We start from the raw sequence: 18,303 nt of genomic DNA, 5'->3' as shown, positions 1-18,303 counted from the left end.
ATGACTTCAATCAAGCCACTTGCCTTTCCTTCTTCAAGGTCAGCGAGTTCCACTGTGAAAGGATTTTCGATCGCACGAATGTAGTCTGTCAGTGCATCTGCATCTGCAGGTGGCATTTGTCCACCATCTTCACCGTATACTTTGTAACCATTAAATGGAGCAGGGTTGTGGCTAGCCGTTACCATGATCCCAGCAAATGTATGAAGATGACGAACAGCAAATGACAACTCAGGTGTTGGGCGAAGGCTTTCAAATACATAAGATTTGATACCATGAGCAGCCAAAACTTGAGCAGATTCAAAAGCAAATTCAGGAGAGAAGTGACGGCTATCGTAAGCAATAGCAACACCGCGTTTTTTCGCTTCTTCCCCTTTTGAGTCGATCAATTGGGCCAAGCCTTCAGTTGCTTGGCGAACAACATAGATATTAATCCGGTTGGTACCAGCACCAATGTAGCCACGCATACCAGCTGTACCGAACTCTAGGTTGGTATAGAAGGCATCTTCTTTGGTTTTTTCATCCATTGCGACCAACTCATCATGAAGATAAGCTGGTAATGAAGCAAAATCGAGCCATTTTTGGTAGTTTTCTTGATAGGTCATAGAAATATCTCCTTTGTTAAATTTCAAAGCATGAACTCGCTAACTAGATAACACTATTCTCACGAATATAGATTGGCTCTTCAAAATCACCCACAATTTCTACAGGATGTTTGATGACCGTATATTTATCTATAATAGCATTTTCGATATAAGCACCAGTTTGAATATGTACGCGATTTAATATGATTGAATTTTTAATAGTAACTCCATCTTCGATTACTACATCCCGATCAATTACTGAATTTTCAATCTGACCATTAATAACACTTCCATTTGCTAACAAACTTCCTTTTACCTCAGAAAGCGGACCATATAAAGTAGGCGAAGAATCTCCAGTCTTAGTGAAGATTGGCCATCCCTGTTTAAATAATAATTTGCGATTCTTAGCTTCAATTAACTCTAACTGCGTGTGGAAGTAATTTTCTGTATTATTGATACAAGCAACATAATCTTTATGGGCATATCCAACTATCTTATAGTCCCCAACTACATCTTCAAGAATATCTTTAAACCAGTATAATGATGAAACCTGATTGGCACGGTTTATTAACTCGATAAAGGTTTCTTTTCTCATGAAGTATGCTTCCAATGAAATAGATCGATTTTTATACTTCCCATGATTTTCTTGAAAACTTACAACTCGTTTATTTTCTCCAAATACAATGGTCGTACAACCTATAAAATTTTCCCGTGCAGTTGAAACATTTTTATAGAGTACTGTGATATCAGCTCCAGTCCTCTCAAAATCCTCCTGAAGTTCTGAAAAATCCTGACTATAGATGAAATAACTTGGTGCAATCAACACAAATTCTTTATGTGAATCTTGAATATAATGTAAATTATCCGTAAAAGCTTTTACATCATGCTGAAAAATACCAGAGGCATTATTATCACTATTTAACAAGCGTAATTTCCCACGCTTACTATTTATATTATACTGTGTTCCTGAACCAACATGTTGAATCGTTGAACGACTATTAGACGGTATATAAACTTGGTATTCTGTTATACCCGAATTTGACATATTTGAAAGAATAAAATCAATCAAATGATAGCGGGCTAAAAAACTATATGCCTGAGGAGACTTATGTGTTAAGGTAGCTCCAAAATCGACATTCTTCCCCTCTATATTTACGATTCCAAGTGTATTTCGTAACATGATTTGAACCTCCTACTTATTAATACTACGATCAATTAAGAGTATCTTATCTCTACTTCCTTTTAACTCTACCCCTTCACCAATCGATACATTTTCAGAAATAATTGCATAATCCACACTTGCCTTTGTTGAAATATGAACTCCAGGAAGGAGAACTGTATTCGTAACTACAGCACCTTCTTCAACTATAGCATCAGTCGAAATCACAGAATGTTTTACCACACCATCTATGACCGCACCTTTATCGATATAAGAGGATGACACCACAGCATTTTCTCCTATAACTTGTGCAGGAGATCCTTTATCTTCTGAATAAACTTTCCATGTTGGGTCCGTTAAATTTAACTTATCAGAATGATCAATTAAATCCATATTGGATTCCCAAAGACTTGTCACTGTTCCAACATCTTTCCAATACCCTTTAAATGGATGAGCATACAATCTCTTTCCATCCTTCAAATATTTTGGAATAATATCCTTCCCAAAATCATGTGAGGTATCCGTACTAACCTCATCTTGCAATAAATATTTCTTCAAGGTTTTCCATGTGAAAATATAAATTCCCATTGATGCCAGATTGCTCTTTGGTTTTGCAGGTTTTTCCTCAAATTCAACAATGCGGTAATCTGCATCTGTATTCATAATACCAAAACGAGAGGCTTCGTCTAATGGGACTTCAATGACTGCTATAGTTGCATCAGCCTGATTTTTTTCATGAGTTTCTAACAACTTATCATAATTCATTTTATAGATGTGATCTCCAGAGAGGACCAATACATATTCTGGTTCATATAAATCTATAAAATCGATATTCTGAGTAATGGCATCTGCAGTTCCTTTGTATAAATTAAAACCCTCAATTTTTTCTCGAGGAGGGAGAACAAAAATACCAGATCCTTGTGTATCTAACCCCCAACGTTGAGACTGAGAAACATAGGCATTTAACAAAATTGACTCATACTGAGTTAACACTCCCACAACATCTATCCCTGAATTTGCACAATTACTTAACGGAAAATCAATGATTCGATATTTTCCTCCATATGCTACTGCAGGTTTGGCAATTTTTTTCGTCAAACTTTCCAATCGTGTTCCACGACCACCTGCAAGTATCATCGCCAACATTTTATTTCGAGCCATGACTCAGGCCTCCTTGTTTATTATTATATATAGTATAGCACTGTCGAAACAAAAACGGAAGCGTTTACATGTGAAAAAATTATCTTTTGTATCTTTAATCATGTAGTGTCATCCATGAATAGCGATGAATACAAAGAGATACATGTCTAAGCGTAATATTAATTAAAAGCATAAAAAATATTGATTTCTTCTTTAAATGGTGCTACAATTTCCTTGTAAAGAATTTTAATGAATCATTTTTGTAGATGATTTACATTTTTTCATATTTTTGAAAAGAGGACTCATGATTTTCTAGGTTTCAATGAGTCCTCTTTTGAAATACTTTTAACATTACTATATAGGCACAATAGTAAATACCCAGATATAAGTGAGATTCAGGCTATGGAAAAAAATGTATTTTCAAATCCCATTCTTAAAAAACAGCATTCTCCTCAAGGGCATTCGACCTTATCGAGTACTGAAAGAAATACACTTCCACCTCTCTATATAAACGTTATGTTATATATTGCTCAATTTCCACAATTTAGTAAAAACCAGAGAGAGGTGGAGCATTTTCTTGGTCTATCCAATCCTACGGTCACGAAACTATTAAAATCCATGGAAAAAGAAAGATGGATTCTTCGTAAATTTGACCAATCTGATTTTAGAAAAAAGTTGATTGGACTAACTGAAAAATCATTTGTTCTACTGTCAACAGAATACGAGTAATTCTAAACAAGTCTGAATACACGGTCAGCTTCATCTAAAAGATCAAACATCATCCTATATGTTCCTGTCTTTCTAGTGCTTACTAAATAATTTATCTTTCTAAATTATATCCGTTTTAAAATATAAAATTTGTATAAGTGTTACATGCTATTTATGTATTTTTACCATCTAAAATATACTTATAAAAAGAGGCTCCAGTGCCTCTTTTGTTAACTTTTCAGAAGACTGCCTTTTCCACTTACTGTCAATACCATGACCTGGTTGTTCATTTTATCGAATGCGAAATCTCTTAATATCCGTATTTTGATAGATAGCAAGGTATAAAGAATCTTTCATTTAGTCTTGCATCTTCATCGTAGCAATCACATTTCTTCCAATTTCTGAAATTTACAGTTCATTATTCCCTCTTTTAGACGCTTGGAAATACTTTGAGCCGGAGAAGCGCTGATTCTTCTTTGATCTTGAATTCGAACTATAGTATAATGTTACAAGACATTTCACGAAATAGAAAAAGAGGGAACTGTGTTATACAAGATCATCCAACAATACTGGGATAAGCGCTACCAAGGCTATTCTCATAAGAATAAAAAAGAAATCGAAAGTCTCCAGCTTGAAAAATGGAAATACGAACTGATGCGCTGGTTACCAAAAGAGCGGACCATTTCCATCTTAGACATTGGTACAGGGCCTGGTTTTTTCCCGATTTTATTCACACAAATGGGGTATGATAAGATCACTGCGATCGACGCCTCAGAAAATATGCTACAGATTGCGCAAGAAAATCTTCTTCAATATGGAAAAAATTCAAGCTCAGTCCGCTATCTACAAATGAATGCCCAAGAGTTGGAATTTGAGCCAGAATCGTTTGACGTTATCATCATGCGCAATGTCACTTGGAATCTCGAAGAGCCAGAAAAAGCTTATAAATCCTGGCTACGTGCTCTTAAACCTGGCGGACAACTCCTCATTTATGATGCGAACTGGTACTCTTATCTCGATGATCCTGCTATTCGTTCACAATTTGAAGAAAATCTGAAGACCGCTTCTAGCGAACAGTTAGAAGATTACTGGCATGGTGAAGGAGTTGATGAAGCCTTAATTGAAGAAATCGCCCGCCAATTGCCACTAACTAAACGCCTTCGTCCTGCATGGGATCTGGAGTTTTTGAATCAATTTGAAGGGATTGAAGCTACAGTTGACACCGAATTGGGACCAAAAATTTGGAGCCGAGAGGAAAAACTCAATTACGCAGCCACACCGATGTTTGCCCTTTATATCACAAAAAGAAGCTGATTCCTGTTTGGATCAGCTTCTTTTGTATTCCTGTTAGATAGCGAAGTACTGTTTGAGGAGCCTTCCTAGGTACATCACCCCTCCAATAAAGAGGATGAGAAATAGGCTTGGAAAAGCAACAATCCACGGGGCTATTTGTAAATAACTTCTACCGTTATTGATCATCGCCCCCCACTCTGCATAAGGCATCTGAGCACCCAAACCGATAAAACTCATCCCTGCAATTTCCATAACAATGGTATTCAGGTCATACACCATGGTTGTTACGACTTGGGGAAAGACACTAGGGAGATAGTAAAGTTTGATCTTACTCCAGAAGGTATTGCCAAACATATCTGCATAGCGGAAATACGGTTCTTCTTTGATATCGAGGAGAAGTGAGCGCACTAGGTAAGCATACTTGGTCCAGCTGGTCAAACAGATAGCCAGCAAGGTTTGCTCCATCCCAAGACCCAAGAAACCGACGACTCCAATCACAAAGATAATGGGAGGAAAGGCTTGAAACAGCGTAATAGCTATTTGAACAAAGCGGTCCACAATTCCACCAAATCTGACACTCAAGACCCCCATGAAGCAACCAAAAAGGACGACCAAAATGAGAGCGATAAGGGATGGGAAGAGGGTATGAGCCCCTCCAACAAATACACGGACCAAGAGATCGCGTCCCAACTCATCTCTCCCAAATAAGGCTTGACGAGAGGGCGCTGCCAAAACATTGAGTAAATCAACCCGATTGGCTTGGTCAGATCCAAACCACTGAGCCAGTACTAAGAAGACAAGAAAGGCTATGAGACACCCTAATACCCATCGAATATTCCGTTTGATCTGATCAGATGACATGGTTGGTTCCCTCCTTACGCTTGCGTTTTGGATTGATGATGAGCTGGATAAATTCAGCAACGGTATTGACCAGAAGGGCACTGGCTGTAATAACCAGAACCGATCCCTGGATCAAGGGAAAATCCCGATTGTGAACAGCTGTGATCAACATCTTCCCAATTCCCGGCCAAGAAAAGAGGTACTCGATTACTGCCACTCCCCCCAATAAGGAGGTCAAAGATAGAGTGATCAAGGTCAAGAGCAGAGGAAATAGTTGTGGAAAAATGGTTGTCCTTAGGATCTGTCCTCGTCTCAAACCACGCCCCATAGCTCCCAGAACGGCATCTGACTCGAGAATACCTGTCAACCCTTCTTGGAGCTGGGGAATGTAGCGACTCGACATGGTTACGGCCAAGGTCAAAGCTGGCAATACAGCTCCTTTTAGATCAACCATTGATTGGATTGGAAACAAATGTAAATACAGTGAAAATACCAGCATCAGGCCAATCCCTAGAACGAAATTAGGAATGGTATTGGCCAAAGCAGTCGCAAAAGAAATGACCTTAGAAATCGGGCTCTTCTTATAAAAGACTGCCATAAAACTCAGCGGAATGGAGATCAAGAGAGTTAAGAGCAAGGTAAATCCTGCTAAGAATAAAGTGTTAGGAAAATAAAAGGCCAACTCTTTTGCGACGGACGATCCCGAATGGTAGGTCATTCCCAGATTTCCATGGAAGACTCCAACCAACCATCGTCCATACTGTACCCAGAAAGGATCCTGAAAGCCAAATTCCAGACGCTTGGCCTCTAACAGTTCTTTTGTAAAAGGAATCCCCTGCGAAGCCAACATATTTTTAGCTGGATCTCCCGGTGCTAAGTACATGAGTAAGAAGGAGATCAAACTGACACCTAGTAAGATCAGAAGGAAACGAAGCAACAATTTACAGCTTAGTCGAAACATTTATTCAGCCACCTTTCTTGCCTCTGATAAGTATCTAACAGTTCCTGAGTATAAGGATTTTGTGGAGCACTTAAGCAATCACTCGTCCTTCCCATCTCTTTTACTTGTCCATCTTTTAAAACTAATATCTGTTGGCAAAATTGGCTCACCAAGGCTAGATCATGAGTGATAAAGACAAAACTCATCTGATAGCGATCTTTTAGTTGTTTCATCAAGCGCATCAACTCTGCTTGAATAGTCATATCAAGGGCACTGGTCATCTCGTCGCAAACGAGGATTCTCGGTTTAATGAGCAAGGCACGCGCAATAGCTGCCCGCTGGCACTCCCCACCACTTAAAAATTGAGGTTTTTGCTGCACCAACTGGCGATTGAGATGAACCGCCTCCAGAACTTCTTCAACTGCTTTTTCTTTTTCAGCTTTTGTTGTGGCCTGATCAAAATGATCACAGACTTCCATCAAACTCGAATAAACCGAGCGTGCTGGATGAAAACTGGCATGTGGGTGTTGATCAATATACTGGATGGTTTCATAGAATTCTTTCGTTGAAAACTCCTCATAGGACCGGCCCTGTAAAGACAAATTCCCTTGATCAGGGGTGATAAAACGACACAGAAGATGACTGAGGCTAGTCTTTCCAGACCCAGACTCTCCAACAATGCCAAAACTCTCCCCCTCTTTTAAAATAAATGAAATCGGCCCTACTTGCATCCCTGAAGCAGAATTACGGTAAGTAAATTGTAGATCTTTACAGGTCAATACTGTCCCCATCTGAGGCTCCTTTCCGTAAACGAGGGGTTGCTGCAAGCAGCTCTTTCGTATAGTCTTCTTTTGCAGACTGCAACAAATGGGCTGTAGGTCCCTGTTCAATGACCTGTCCCTCACGAATCACAAGCATCTGATCCGTCAAAGCTGCAGCAACTGACATGTCATGTGTCACTAATAGAAGAGACAAGCCTTCTTCTCTTTTTAGGCGATCTAATAAATCCACGATTTCTAGTTTGGTGACGACATCCAGTGCACTGGTGGGCTCATCAGCTAGCAAAATCTTAGGATAAGAGGCCAAAGACAATGCGATCGCGACCCGCTGCATCATGCCCCCACTTAGTTCAAAGGGATAGGAAGGCGCAACCTTATTCATATCTAAACCGACCAGGTCCATACATTCTTTGAGAGAACGAACTTTAGAAGCTCGCCCTTTTAGACTGTTGACCAGATCCTTATAATGGTTTTCGATGGTTCGTCGATCATAAAAAAAGCGCCCAGCCTGCTGGCTGACCCAAGCCATCTCACTCCCTACGAAAGGGTAAGGAGAGAACTGCTGGAGCTGTACTTTTCCTTGCCAACTATACTGTCCCTTTGCAATCCAAAGATCTCTCAAGGGGAGCCCTAGCAAGACCTTCAACAGGGTGGACTTCCCACTGCCACTTTCTCCGACAATCGCAAGACTTTGGGATTTTCTCAACTGAAACGATAGATCTTCAATAATGATCCGATCTCTGGATTGGACCGTTAGATGTTGAAGTTCAAGCATACTTATTCCTTTGTTAAATGATTGGTTATATGGTAATAGTCTGAGGCACTCGATGCGAGACCTGATACGCGATCATTCATAATAACCGCTACCTTAAACGTCACCAAAAAGCTGATCGGTAAGTCTTCTTTTATTTCCCTTTGAAGGTCCTTACTCAGCTCTTGACGCTTCTCTTGATTGCCTTCTGTCCCCAGAGTTTGAATGAGTTGGTCTACCTTATCGCTCTTGTATTTTCCAAGATTAACCGAACCGTCTGAAGCCAGTGAACTCTTAAAGAAGGGATAGGGGTCACCTACAGGAGTCGCCACCATGGTATACGGGGTAAACGAATAATCTTCTGCAACAGCAATCGATCCTACTTCAACAGTCCGAATCTTCACATCGATCCCAATTTGCTTCAAGGCAGCTTGTGTCGCCTGAACTGCTAAAGGAATCTCAGGTAAACGATCATAAGAAAGAGCTGTTAATATAACCTTTTTACCATCTTTATAGCGAAACCCATCTGCTTTTTTCAGATAACCTGCTTGATCCAAGAGCTTCTCTGCTTCCTTGGCATTCGTATTTGGAACAGGCTCTTCTAAAGCAAAAGGAAAGCGACTTGGAAACGGACCACTTGTAGCTTGGGAACCTTTTTGAAAGAGCGATTGACTATAGGTCTTTCGATCAATCACCAAATCAAGGGCTTTTCGTAGCGTCTTGTCTTTCATCCAAGGATCTCGGAAATTATAAACATAAGAAAGATAGCGCGAGCCATCCACTTCTGAAATCCGATAACCTGTTTTCTTACGATAAGAAGCTAGATTGAGCGCCGGCATCCCATAAGCCGCATCGATCTCACCAGCATCTAAGGCGAGACTCATCGAAGTCGCATCTGAAAATGAATGAATCTCGACCTTCTGTACCTTAGGGGCTCCATTCCAATAGTTGTGAAAGGCCTTTAGACTAGCACCATTCTCTGGTCGAAAAGCTGTCATCTGGTAAGGACCTGTCGCAACAACCGATTTTCCAGTCGCCTCTTTAACTCCAACATGAATAATGGTCGAATAAGGATCCGCCAAAAGGTTCAAAAGGATCGGTTGGGGCTCTTTGGTTTTGATCCGAATACTCTGATCCGTCGCTGTTATTTGCTCGATCATTAATTCACCTGCTGCCCGCTGATTGGATACCAAAAGGTGTTCCAAGGACTCCTTGACTGTCTTAGGAGTCATGAGGCTCCCATCATGGAAATGAACCCCTTGACGGATGGTGATTTCCCACTCAAGAGGAGACAACTGCTCACCTTTGGTAGCAAGCCAAGGCTGGATCTGTAGGTGATCATCCATTTTAAACAGAGTCTCCCCGACCCCGTAGCGCACCGTAAACCAACCATTGTACTCTTTGACTGGATCAATATTAGCCGGAAATTGAGTATAGCCCATCGTAACTGTGTCACGAGAAGAGACCGTTTTATTCTGTCTTCCCTGAAAGGCATTAAAAGCTAGCAAGAAAATTCCAGCTAACAGGATCGCCCAGCAGAACTTGGCCCAACATCCTTTTTTTCTTTTAAAAGCCTGCATGTTCTTTCAAATACTCCTCTTCTTCCTTGGTCGAAGGCCGTCCTAAGATGGCATTCCGATGTGGATATCGCCCAAATTGTTGAAGAATCTCCGCATGCACTTTCTCATACTTCAAACGTTTTTCTAAGCCCGGTTGATCAAATAGACGCAGGGCTTCTTCATGAATGGCTAAGGATTCCGAATGCATAAAGGGCATGTAGAAAAAGCCTCGCTGTACAACCGGCAAGGCTTGAGCTTTTGTCAGACCTTCTTGGGCCAAGACCAAGGCAAGCGAATCGGTTGCAAAGGCTTGGGCTTTCCCTCGAAAAATATTCCGAGGGATCTGGTCCAAAAGCAAAATCTCTGCCAAGCGCCCTTCAGCTGACGCGCGCCAGCTGAACAATTCCCCACGACTGGCCTTCCAATAAAGTTCTTCAAAGCGCACGCGCATTTCTTGATCCAGTGCGTCTGATTTTTTGAACCAATCCTCTGGCTTCAACTCTTCAAACCAGAAGCTTATCACTTCCTTCATTGCTTAACCCGCCATAATTTTTTCTTTTGTTTTTTCATCCAATGAATCATTCATCCGGCCGTACTTGTATCCTGCCAAATCCAAGGCTACATAGGTAAATCCGATTTTCTTCATATAGTCATTGATCTTGTCATGCAGTTGGATGGCTTCAAGCAGATGGTCTTCTTCCACTTCGATGCGCGCCAAGTCTCCATGCACACGCACACGAGCTTGCTCAAAGCCCAGCCCTACAAGGAACTCTTCCCCTTCAAAGACCCGTTGGACATTTTCTGAAGTGATTTTCACCCCGTATGGGAAACGTGAGGCAACACTACAAGATGGCACCTTATTCCAATTGGAGACCCCTCTTTCCTTGGCCAATTGACGAATTTCTGTCTTATAGAGACCCGCTTCTTGTAAGACACTGCGGACACCTGCTTCGTCCCGAGCCTTGATACCAGGACGGAAATCGTCGATATCATCCATAATCATACCGTCCACCAATTGCTTAAAGCCCAGTTCTGTGACCGAATCCTTAATGGTTTGGTACATCAATTGTTTGGTGTAATACCAAATATTGGGCGTATTGGCCGCAATCCGTGGATCACTCAATTCTCTCATTTCCAGACCAAGCACAGGCGCTCCTAGCTGATCGGCCAAGTCGAGCGCTAGATCGAACTCTTCATTTGAAAACATCTCAGAGTTCACAACAGCCGCAATAACATTGTCAGGTCCCAAGGTATCTAAGGCCACCTTCAAGAGATAAGAACTATCAATCCCACCTGAATAGGTAATGGCTACCTTCCCGATTTTGCGTAAAATATCTTGTAATTTTTCTTCTTTTTCTTTTCTGATTTGTGCTTCTGTTACCATCTTAGAATAGCTCCCTTCCGATAAATTCTTCAATCCGTTCATTATCCAAAATCACAATCTTTTGCTGTCGAATATCCAAAACACCTTCTCGTTTTAATTCATTGAGAATGCGATTGACACTGTTTCGCGTCGAAATTCCACAAAAGCCGGCAATATCTTCATTGGTAATGTTGAAATCAATCAAGACGCCATCTTCTTGCTCCACACCAAACAAACTGCTGAGTTTTTGCAAATGAAAACAAACCGCTCCTTTTTTGCCATTCATCATCATGTACTGCTGAGATTCCATACTTTCAGACAGTTTATTGCGATAATAGTCTCTCACATAGTCCTGCAGTTCTTTTTGTTCTTTGACAAAATTCCAAAATTTGACCCGGGGAATGCGATAAAAACTCGCTTCTTCTGTCTCCACTCGCACATTGAAAGGCGAGTCTGTATAGTTGGACACCTCATCACGAATCAAAGAGACAATGTCAATGGCTTTTAGATAGGAAAAGTTAAACTCACGCCCATCGCGCATGATGACACTGGTCTTGACTACACCTTCTTTCAAGATGTAGATGTAGTCCTCTTTGATCCCACGATAGGAGAGGTAACTATGGTATTTTTTCTTGACGATCGGCGTTCGCCTCTCTTCCAAAAATTTCACTAAAAATTCTGAATTCACGACGGTTTTTCCTCCCCATCTGCTCTCTCTCAAAGTCACACTAATGATACACCTATTCTCGTTATTTTATGTTATCATTTGTTAACAACAAACAGTACACACCTCTTTTAAAAAAGAATTATACTATAAGTATCAGTATTAATAAAGGAGATCGCAAATAATGGTAGAAATTAAATTACCGTACGACAAAAAGACGATTGTTGCAAAGATTCCAGATGAAAACTTTGCTGGTTTGTTAGAGTCAAAAGCGGAAAACTTCCATAACCCACTGTCTGAAGAAGAAACTGTTGAACGTTCATTGGATAACCCTATCGGCAGCCCATCTTTGGAAGAACTCGCTAAAGGTAAAAAAGACATCGTGTTGATCAGTTCTGACCACACTCGTCCTGTACCTTCTCATATCATTACCCCAATCATTTTGCGTCGTATTCGCTCAGCTAACCCTGATGCACGCGTGCGTATCTTGGTTGCTACTGGTTTCCACCGTCCTTCAACTCGTGAAGAATTGATCAACAAATACGGCCAAGAAATCGTTGACAATGAAGAAATCGTTATGCACATTTCAACAAACGATGATGACATGGTTAAAATCGGTCAACTTCCTTCAGGTGGGGATTGTATCATCAACAAGATTGCTGCTGAAGCTGACTTGTTGCTAGCAGAAGGATTCATCGAATCTCACTTCTTTGCTGGATTCTCAGGTGGACGTAAATCAGTCCTTCCAGGTATTGCTTCATACAAGACTATCATGGCGAACCACTCAGGTGACTTTATCAACTCTGATAAAGCACGTACTGGTAACCTTGACCACAACCCAATCCACGAAGATATGCTTTACGCTGCTCGTACTGCAAAATTGGCCTTCATCGTCAATGTTGTCTTGGACGGCGAAAAACACATCATCGGATCTTTCGCTGGGGACATGGTTGAAGCCCACAAAGTTGGTTGTGAATTTGTTGCAGACTTGGCACACGTGTCTAAGATCGAAAGCGACATTACGATTTCAACAAACGGTGGTTTCCCACTTGACCAAAACATCTACCAAGCCGTTAAAGGGATGACAGCTGCTGAAGCTTCAAACAAAGAAGGCGGAACCATCATCATGGTTGCTGGATGTGCGGATGGTCACGGTGGAGAAGGATTCTATCGTAACCTTGCTGAAGTAGAAGATCCAAAAGAATTCTTGGAACAAGCCATCAATACACCTCGTTTGGAAACTGTTCCAGACCAATGGACTTCTCAAATCTTGGCTCGTATCTTGGTACACCACCATGTTATCTTTGTATCTGACCTTGTCGACCCTGCTTTGATCACAGGTATGCACATGGAACTTGCAACTTCATTTGACGAAGCACTTGAAAAAGCCTTGGCTCGTGAAGGAAAAGATGCGAAAGTAACCGTTATCCGCGACGGACTCTCTGTTGTTGTTGAATAGAATCGACCATGGATTTTCAACCAAATCTAGAACAAACACTCCGTGATTTGCAAGCTGGCCACCTCTCTGTAGAGGATGCGCTGGAGCAAATTAACGGCGTGAAAGAACTAGGGTATGCAGCAATTGATACTGACCGGCAACGCCGCAATGGCTTCCCTGAAGTCATCTTCGGCGAAGGAAAGACAGTTGAGCAAATGGAAGGCATCATGCAATTCCTCTTACAAAAAGAATTGCCGATCCTTGCAACTAGAGTCTCTCTCCAAAAGGGAGAGGCTCTTTCTCAGCTCTTTCCTAACGGCCACTATTATCCAGAAGCGCGCTGCTTCGTTCTCAACTCGAAAAAAGAAGAGGTGGATGCGGAGCACTACATTGCCGTTGTGACAGCAGGGACTAGTGATGTTCCTGTTGCCGAAGAGGCTGCCGTAACGGCAGAGACCTTTGGCCACGCTGTCCACCGGATCTATGACGTAGGAGTCGCCGGTATTCATCGCCTCTTTAGACGCTTAGATGAGATCCAAAAGGCCAGTGTGGTGATTGTCATCGCTGGAATGGAAGGAGCTCTTGTCAGTGTTGTTGGAGGTCTTGTGGATGTGCCTGTGATTGCCGTGCCGACTAGTATCGGATACGGAAGCAATCTTCAAGGACTCACGACTTTGATGAGTATGCTGACTTCTTGTGCTTCTGGAGTCACCGTCGTCAATATTGACAATGGATTTGGTGCAGCTTATTCAGCTTGTATGATTAACCGACTCAACCACAATCGAAAGGAAAACGAATGACCAGTCTATTTTTAGAACCTTTTTCTGGAATAAGTGGCGATATGCTCAATGGTCTATTGGTTGACCTTGGGGGAGACGTCACCTTACTTCGCTCTGAACTCGAAAAACTGGGAGTCGATGGTTTCCACCTTCACGTTGATCGCATCTCTAAAAGCGCTATCTGGGGAACTGATTTTGATGTTCACCTTCACCACGGGGAGAAAGATACGGGGATTGAAGGCGATTTTGATCATGATCACGAACACCATCACGATCACGAACACCATCACGATCACGAACACCATCACGATCACGAACATCATCACGATCATGAACATCATCACGATCACGAACATCATCACGATCATGAACACCATCACGATCATGAACATGGACATTCCCATGCGGATGCCCGCAGTTATGCAGACATCCACGACTTGATTGTCGCTTCTCAGTTGAGTCCTTTTGTAAAAGAAAAGAGCCTTGCAGTCTTTCTTGATATTGCAAAGGCTGAAGCAGCTGTGCACAACATGCCTGTTGAGCAGATCCATTTCCACGAGATCGGTGCCATTGACTCGATCGTCGACATCGTTAGCTTTTTCATCCTAGTGGAATCGCTTGGAATCGACACAGTCTACTCCACTCCTCTCACGGAGGGAAGTGGGACTATCTCAGTCGCCCATGGGGAAATGCCGGTTCCAGTTCCTGCTGTCATGCAGTTGAGAAAGGAAACCACCATTCCGATCACTCAAGACTTCACCGTCAAAACAGAGTTGATCACCCCAACAGGGTTAGCCCTCTTGAAATCATTGGACCCGATCTTCGAACCGATCCCATCCCACTTTGCCATCCAAAGTGTCGGCTACGGATTTGGTAAAAGAGATACCGGAAAATTCAATGCTTTACGCGGTTCGCTATTGAAGGAAGACGCCTCACATAGCTCGACCATCGTTCATCACACCGATGATCGCATTGTTGAAATCACCACAACGATTGATGATCAAACACCAGAACAACTGGCTTATATTCTCAATCGGTTTTTGGATGCTGGCGCTTTGGATGTCTACTATCGTAGCATCGTTATGAAAAAGAATCGTCCTGGTTTTGAGTTAACGCTTTTGATTCAAACTAGCCAGCTGGAAGATTTTTCAACCCTCTTGTTCAAAGAAACCAGTACCATTGGTTTTCGATACCAACAAGTTGACCGCAAGGTCATGCAACGTCGATTTGAACAAATCGATACAGAATTTGGAACCGTTACGGTTAAAATCAATCAGTACGGATCCATCACTAAGAAGACGCTTGAATACGAAGACTGTCAGCGTATTGCTAAGGAGATGCAGTTGCCGATTCAAGAAGTTTATCACCAATTACAAAAATATATTTATTAATTTAGGAGACATTTATTAACATGACACATCAATTACTTGCAGAAGTTATGAGTACAGCTTTGATGATTATCTTCGGGGTTGGCGTACACTGTGACGACGTTTTGAAGAAAACAAAATATGCTGGAACTGGACACTTATTCGCGATCACTACATGGGCATTCGGTATCACTGTCTGCTTGTTCATCTTTGGTGGCGTTTCAATGAACCCTGCAATGGCTTTGTTGAAAGTCCTTCTTGGTAAATTGACAATCGCTCAATTCTTCCCAATCGCAATCGCTGAAATGATCGGTGCCTTCCTTGGAGCTTTGATTGCTTACTTTATGTATGCTGACCACTTCAAGATTTCTGAAGGTCAAATTGATGGTGTTGCTATTCGTAACATCTTCTCAACTAACCCTAACTGCCGTAACCTTCCACGTAACTACTTCGTCGAAGCGTTCGCAACTTTCATCTTCTTGACTTCTATCATGGCTGCTGAACATGCCAACGAAGCAATGCTTCCATTCCATGTTGGTTTGATCGTTTGGGCTATCGGTATGGGGCTTGGTGGTACTACAGGTTTCGCCATGAACCAAGCGCGTGACCTTGGACCTCGTTTTGCTTACCAAATCTTACCAATCAAAGATAAAGTAAACAACGACTGGCAATATGGTCTTATTGTACCAGGTACTGCTCCATTTGTTGGTGCTGTCCTTGCCTTCTTCTTCATCCGTCACTTCCTTGGAATCATGTAATCGGAAGATCAATCCTATGAAAAAACAAGCATCTGCGGGTGCTTGTTTTTTGATCCCTTCATTTTCCGAAGACGTCCATAAAATGATATAATGGACAAAGCACATCATGAAAAAAAGAGAAAGAAGATCGATATGACTCACTATCAGACTATTGTCATTGGAGGCGGTCCTGCTGGGATGATGGCGACCATTGCCAGCGCCTCTTATGGCCAATCCACCCTGCTGATCGAAAAGAATAAAAAGCTGGGCAAGAAGCTCGCTGGTACCGGTGGAGGTCGCTGCAATGTCACGAACAACGGGACCTTAGATGATCTGATGGCCGGTATTCCTGGAAATGGCCGTTTCCTTTACAGCGTCTTCTCCCAATTTGACAATCAGGATATTATCCAATTTTTCACCGATAATGGCGTCAAGCTGAAAGTCGAAGATCATGGTCGAGTCTTTCCTACTAGCGATCAATCCCGCACCATTATTCAAGCTTTAGAGAATAAGATCCTTGAGCTAGGTGCTAGCATGGCCACCAACTGCGAGGTGGTATCTGTCACCAAGCCTAAGGATGTCTTTATCATCAAATCTGCTGAGAAAACTTGGACTGCTGACAAGCTGGTCGTTACAACTGGGGGGAAATCTTACCCATCGACCGGCTCTACGGGGTATGGGTATGAGATTGCCCGTCACTTCAAACACACCATCACCGATCTCGAAGCAGCTGAGAGCCCTCTGTTGACAGATTTTCCACACAAGGCCTTGCAAGGAATCTCTCTGACAGATGTGACCCTCAGCTACGGCAAACGCATGATCACCCACGATCTTCTCTTTACGCATTTCGGTCTTTCTGGTCCTGCAGCCCTTCGGATGTCTAGCTTTGTTAAAGGTGGGGAAATCTTATCTCTGGACCTCCTTCCGACTACCTCTTCTCAAGAGTTAAAAGACTTTCTAGAAGAGCATCGTGAAAAGTCTATAAAAAATACCCTTAAGTCTTTGCTACCTGAGCGTCTAGCAGATTTCTTGGCGCAAGGATTCCCTGAAAAGGTAAAGCAGCTGGCTCCTGCCCAGAAAGATGAGCTGATCCGAAAGATCAAAGAGATGCCTATCCCCGTCACTGGAAAGATGTCTCTCGCCAAATCCTTTGTGACGAAAGGGGGCGTCAGTCTTAAAGAAATCAATCCGAAAACCCTAGAAAGTAAGTTGGTTTCTGGTCTTCACTTTGCAGGAGAAGTCCTCGATATCAATGCCCATACAGGCGGTTTTAATATCACATCCGCCCTCTGTACCGGTTGGGTAGCAGGTAGTCCTCATTACTAAAAAACGAAAGGCTGGGACAAAAGTCCTAGCCTCTTCTTGTTTTTGGATTGTCGAGCGAAACGCAGTGGTTGAGTGGGCTCTACTACGCTGATTTCATCAGCTTTTACAGCCCTACTCAACTGTGCGGAGGTGGGGACGACGAAATCAAATTCTAATGAATGACCGATTTCCGTCCCACTCTCTCGTTTTTTATTGTTCTTTTGTTAATGAAAAACGGAAATCATTGTATTTAGTATAGTCAAATTCTGTATTGAGATCCGTTGTGAAAACAATCGGTGTATAGTGTCCTTCTTCTAAGATAAAACCAGGCTCAAATCGGAAGTTTGCTCCACCTAAACCTGTGATCCCAGGGAGCAAGGCATCAGCTCCATCAAAGCCTTCAACATTCCAATAGTAGATATTGCCTGTTGCTTGGACGGCTCTTGCTGTATAGGTCGCTGTCCGAGTGGGTTCGCTATCATTTTTAAAGCTAACCACTGTCGTCACATTCCCATTTGCATCCACTGTCATCTTAATCGCATCCGCTTGTGGACTAGATCCTACCCAAGTTCCCACCAGTTCTGCAGGGACAGTAGCTTGCGTCGTAGCAGACGCATTCTCGGTCTTACTAGAGTCTTTTTTACCTGTCGCGCTACTGGTTTGAGTTGAAGAGCTAGCTGTATCTTTTGCCTGAGCAGAAGATGCTACACTCTTTTTGCTATTACTTTTGGTTTTTTTCTCTACCTTACTGGTAGATGCTTTTGCGGAGGAGGAAGCTGTCTTTTTATCCTTAGCACCACAACCACCGAGAGCTAGACCAAGTGAAGCAGCCACCAGAACAGCGGCACTCCAACGGAAGATTGATTTTTTCATAAGATCACCTCTTTATCTTTCTGACTC

Annotated in this window: 18 protein-coding genes and 1 pseudogene; 7 read left to right on the top strand and 12 right to left on the bottom strand. The window is 42.3% G+C overall.

The genetic code is table 11. The annotated features are described in order from the left end of the window. From JX304_RS01195 to JX304_RS01185, 3 genes and pseudogenes are all read right to left on the bottom strand, one after another. Nucleotides 1–602, bottom strand: a pseudogene (locus JX304_RS01195) (phospho-sugar mutase); the annotation flags it as partial. Nucleotides 603–645: 43 nt separating this feature from the next. Further along, nucleotides 646–1,761 (bottom strand): glucose-1-phosphate adenylyltransferase subunit GlgD, encoded by a 1,116-nt coding sequence (gene glgD, locus JX304_RS01190; RefSeq protein WP_205010891.1) that lies wholly within the window; start codon nucleotides 1,759–1,761, stop codon nucleotides 646–648. A gap of 12 nt (nucleotides 1,762–1,773) precedes the next feature. Then, nucleotides 1,774–2,901, bottom strand: a complete 1,128-nt coding sequence (locus JX304_RS01185) for a glucose-1-phosphate adenylyltransferase (RefSeq protein WP_205010890.1) — start codon at nucleotides 2,899–2,901, stop codon at nucleotides 1,774–1,776. 381 nt (nucleotides 2,902–3,282) lie between these two features. Between JX304_RS01185 and JX304_RS01180 the strand changes: the two genes are divergently transcribed. Together JX304_RS01180 and JX304_RS01175 are read left to right on the top strand one after the other, a co-directional pair. Continuing rightward, nucleotides 3,283–3,609: a MarR family winged helix-turn-helix transcriptional regulator gene (locus JX304_RS01180; protein WP_205010889.1), complete on the top strand. Its 327-nt coding sequence runs from the start codon at nucleotides 3,283–3,285 to the stop codon at nucleotides 3,607–3,609. A gap of 522 nt (nucleotides 3,610–4,131) precedes the next feature. Then, nucleotides 4,132–4,902 (top strand): class I SAM-dependent methyltransferase, encoded by a 771-nt coding sequence (locus JX304_RS01175; protein ID WP_239649390.1) that lies wholly within the window; start codon nucleotides 4,132–4,134, stop codon nucleotides 4,900–4,902. Nucleotides 4,903–4,935: 33 nt separating this feature from the next. On the opposite strand, the gene JX304_RS01170 is transcribed toward JX304_RS01175, so the two are convergent. Genes JX304_RS01170 through JX304_RS01135 form a run of 8 tightly spaced genes read right to left on the bottom strand, consistent with a single transcriptional unit; the run spans nucleotide 4,936 to nucleotide 11,801 of the window. Next, nucleotides 4,936–5,742 (bottom strand): ABC transporter permease, encoded by an 807-nt coding sequence (locus JX304_RS01170; protein WP_205010888.1) that lies wholly within the window; start codon nucleotides 5,740–5,742, stop codon nucleotides 4,936–4,938. Continuing rightward, complete coding sequence (locus JX304_RS01165) at nucleotides 5,732–6,682, bottom strand: ABC transporter permease (protein WP_205010887.1); 951 nt, start codon at nucleotides 6,680–6,682, stop codon at nucleotides 5,732–5,734. The genes JX304_RS01170 and JX304_RS01165 overlap by 11 nt, the downstream gene beginning before the upstream one ends. Further along, nucleotides 6,670–7,452, bottom strand: coding sequence for an ABC transporter ATP-binding protein (locus JX304_RS01160; protein ID WP_205010886.1), 783 nt, complete (start codon nucleotides 7,450–7,452; stop codon nucleotides 6,670–6,672). The genes JX304_RS01165 and JX304_RS01160 overlap by 13 nt, the downstream gene beginning before the upstream one ends. After that, nucleotides 7,430–8,215 carry an ATP-binding cassette domain-containing protein gene (locus JX304_RS01155; protein WP_205010885.1) on the bottom strand — a complete coding sequence of 262 codons (786 nt, stop codon included), beginning with the start codon at nucleotides 8,213–8,215 and terminating at the stop codon, nucleotides 7,430–7,432. Before JX304_RS01155 ends, JX304_RS01160 begins: the two co-directional genes overlap by 23 nt. A gap of 2 nt (nucleotides 8,216–8,217) precedes the next feature. Then, nucleotides 8,218–9,771, bottom strand: coding sequence for an ABC transporter substrate-binding protein (locus tag JX304_RS01150; protein WP_205010884.1), 1,554 nt, complete (start codon nucleotides 9,769–9,771; stop codon nucleotides 8,218–8,220). After that, nucleotides 9,758–10,282: a DUF924 family protein gene (locus JX304_RS01145; RefSeq protein WP_205010883.1), complete on the bottom strand. Its 525-nt coding sequence runs from the start codon at nucleotides 10,280–10,282 to the stop codon at nucleotides 9,758–9,760. Before JX304_RS01145 ends, JX304_RS01150 begins: the two co-directional genes overlap by 14 nt. Before the next feature lie 3 nt (nucleotides 10,283–10,285). Further along, nucleotides 10,286–11,134 carry an ATP-dependent sacrificial sulfur transferase LarE gene (gene larE / locus JX304_RS01140; RefSeq protein ID WP_205010882.1) on the bottom strand — a complete coding sequence of 283 codons (849 nt, stop codon included), beginning with the start codon at nucleotides 11,132–11,134 and terminating at the stop codon, nucleotides 10,286–10,288. A gap of 1 nt (nucleotide 11,135) precedes the next feature. Further along, nucleotides 11,136–11,801, bottom strand: coding sequence for a Crp/Fnr family transcriptional regulator (locus JX304_RS01135; RefSeq protein WP_049474659.1), 666 nt, complete (start codon nucleotides 11,799–11,801; stop codon nucleotides 11,136–11,138). 160 nt (nucleotides 11,802–11,961) lie between these two features. On the opposite strand from JX304_RS01135, the gene larA reads away from it, so the two are divergent. From larA to JX304_RS01110, 5 genes are all read left to right on the top strand, one after another. Beyond that, nucleotides 11,962–13,236, top strand: a complete 1,275-nt coding sequence (larA, locus tag JX304_RS01130) for a nickel-dependent lactate racemase (RefSeq protein ID WP_205010881.1) — start codon at nucleotides 11,962–11,964, stop codon at nucleotides 13,234–13,236. 8 nt (nucleotides 13,237–13,244) lie between these two features. Continuing rightward, nucleotides 13,245–14,015, top strand: coding sequence for a nickel pincer cofactor biosynthesis protein LarB (larB, locus tag JX304_RS01125; protein ID WP_045759929.1), 771 nt, complete (start codon nucleotides 13,245–13,247; stop codon nucleotides 14,013–14,015). Beyond that, nucleotides 14,012–15,385: a nickel pincer cofactor biosynthesis protein LarC gene (gene larC, locus JX304_RS01120; protein WP_205010880.1), complete on the top strand. Its 1,374-nt coding sequence runs from the start codon at nucleotides 14,012–14,014 to the stop codon at nucleotides 15,383–15,385. Before larB ends, larC begins: the two co-directional genes overlap by 4 nt. Before the next feature lie 20 nt (nucleotides 15,386–15,405). Then, nucleotides 15,406–16,119: a D/L-lactic acid transporter LarD gene (gene larD, locus JX304_RS01115; protein WP_205010879.1), complete on the top strand. Its 714-nt coding sequence runs from the start codon at nucleotides 15,406–15,408 to the stop codon at nucleotides 16,117–16,119. A gap of 132 nt (nucleotides 16,120–16,251) precedes the next feature. After that, nucleotides 16,252–17,424 (top strand): NAD(P)/FAD-dependent oxidoreductase, encoded by a 1,173-nt coding sequence (locus JX304_RS01110; RefSeq protein ID WP_205010878.1) that lies wholly within the window; start codon nucleotides 16,252–16,254, stop codon nucleotides 17,422–17,424. 189 nt (nucleotides 17,425–17,613) lie between these two features. Here JX304_RS01110 and JX304_RS01105 read toward each other — a convergent pair whose 3' ends face one another. Continuing rightward, the gene (locus JX304_RS01105; protein ID WP_205010877.1) at nucleotides 17,614–18,276 is read right to left on the bottom strand and encodes a hypothetical protein; all 663 of its coding nucleotides are present in this window, start codon (nucleotides 18,274–18,276) and stop codon (nucleotides 17,614–17,616) included. Nucleotides 18,277–18,303: the final 27 nt, after the last annotated feature.

The sequence above is a fragment of the Streptococcus parasanguinis genome (assembly GCF_901875555.1).
Lineage (GTDB): Bacteria > Bacillota > Bacilli > Lactobacillales > Streptococcaceae > Streptococcus > Streptococcus parasanguinis_H.
This window is presented reverse-complemented; position numbering and strand designations above follow the sequence as displayed.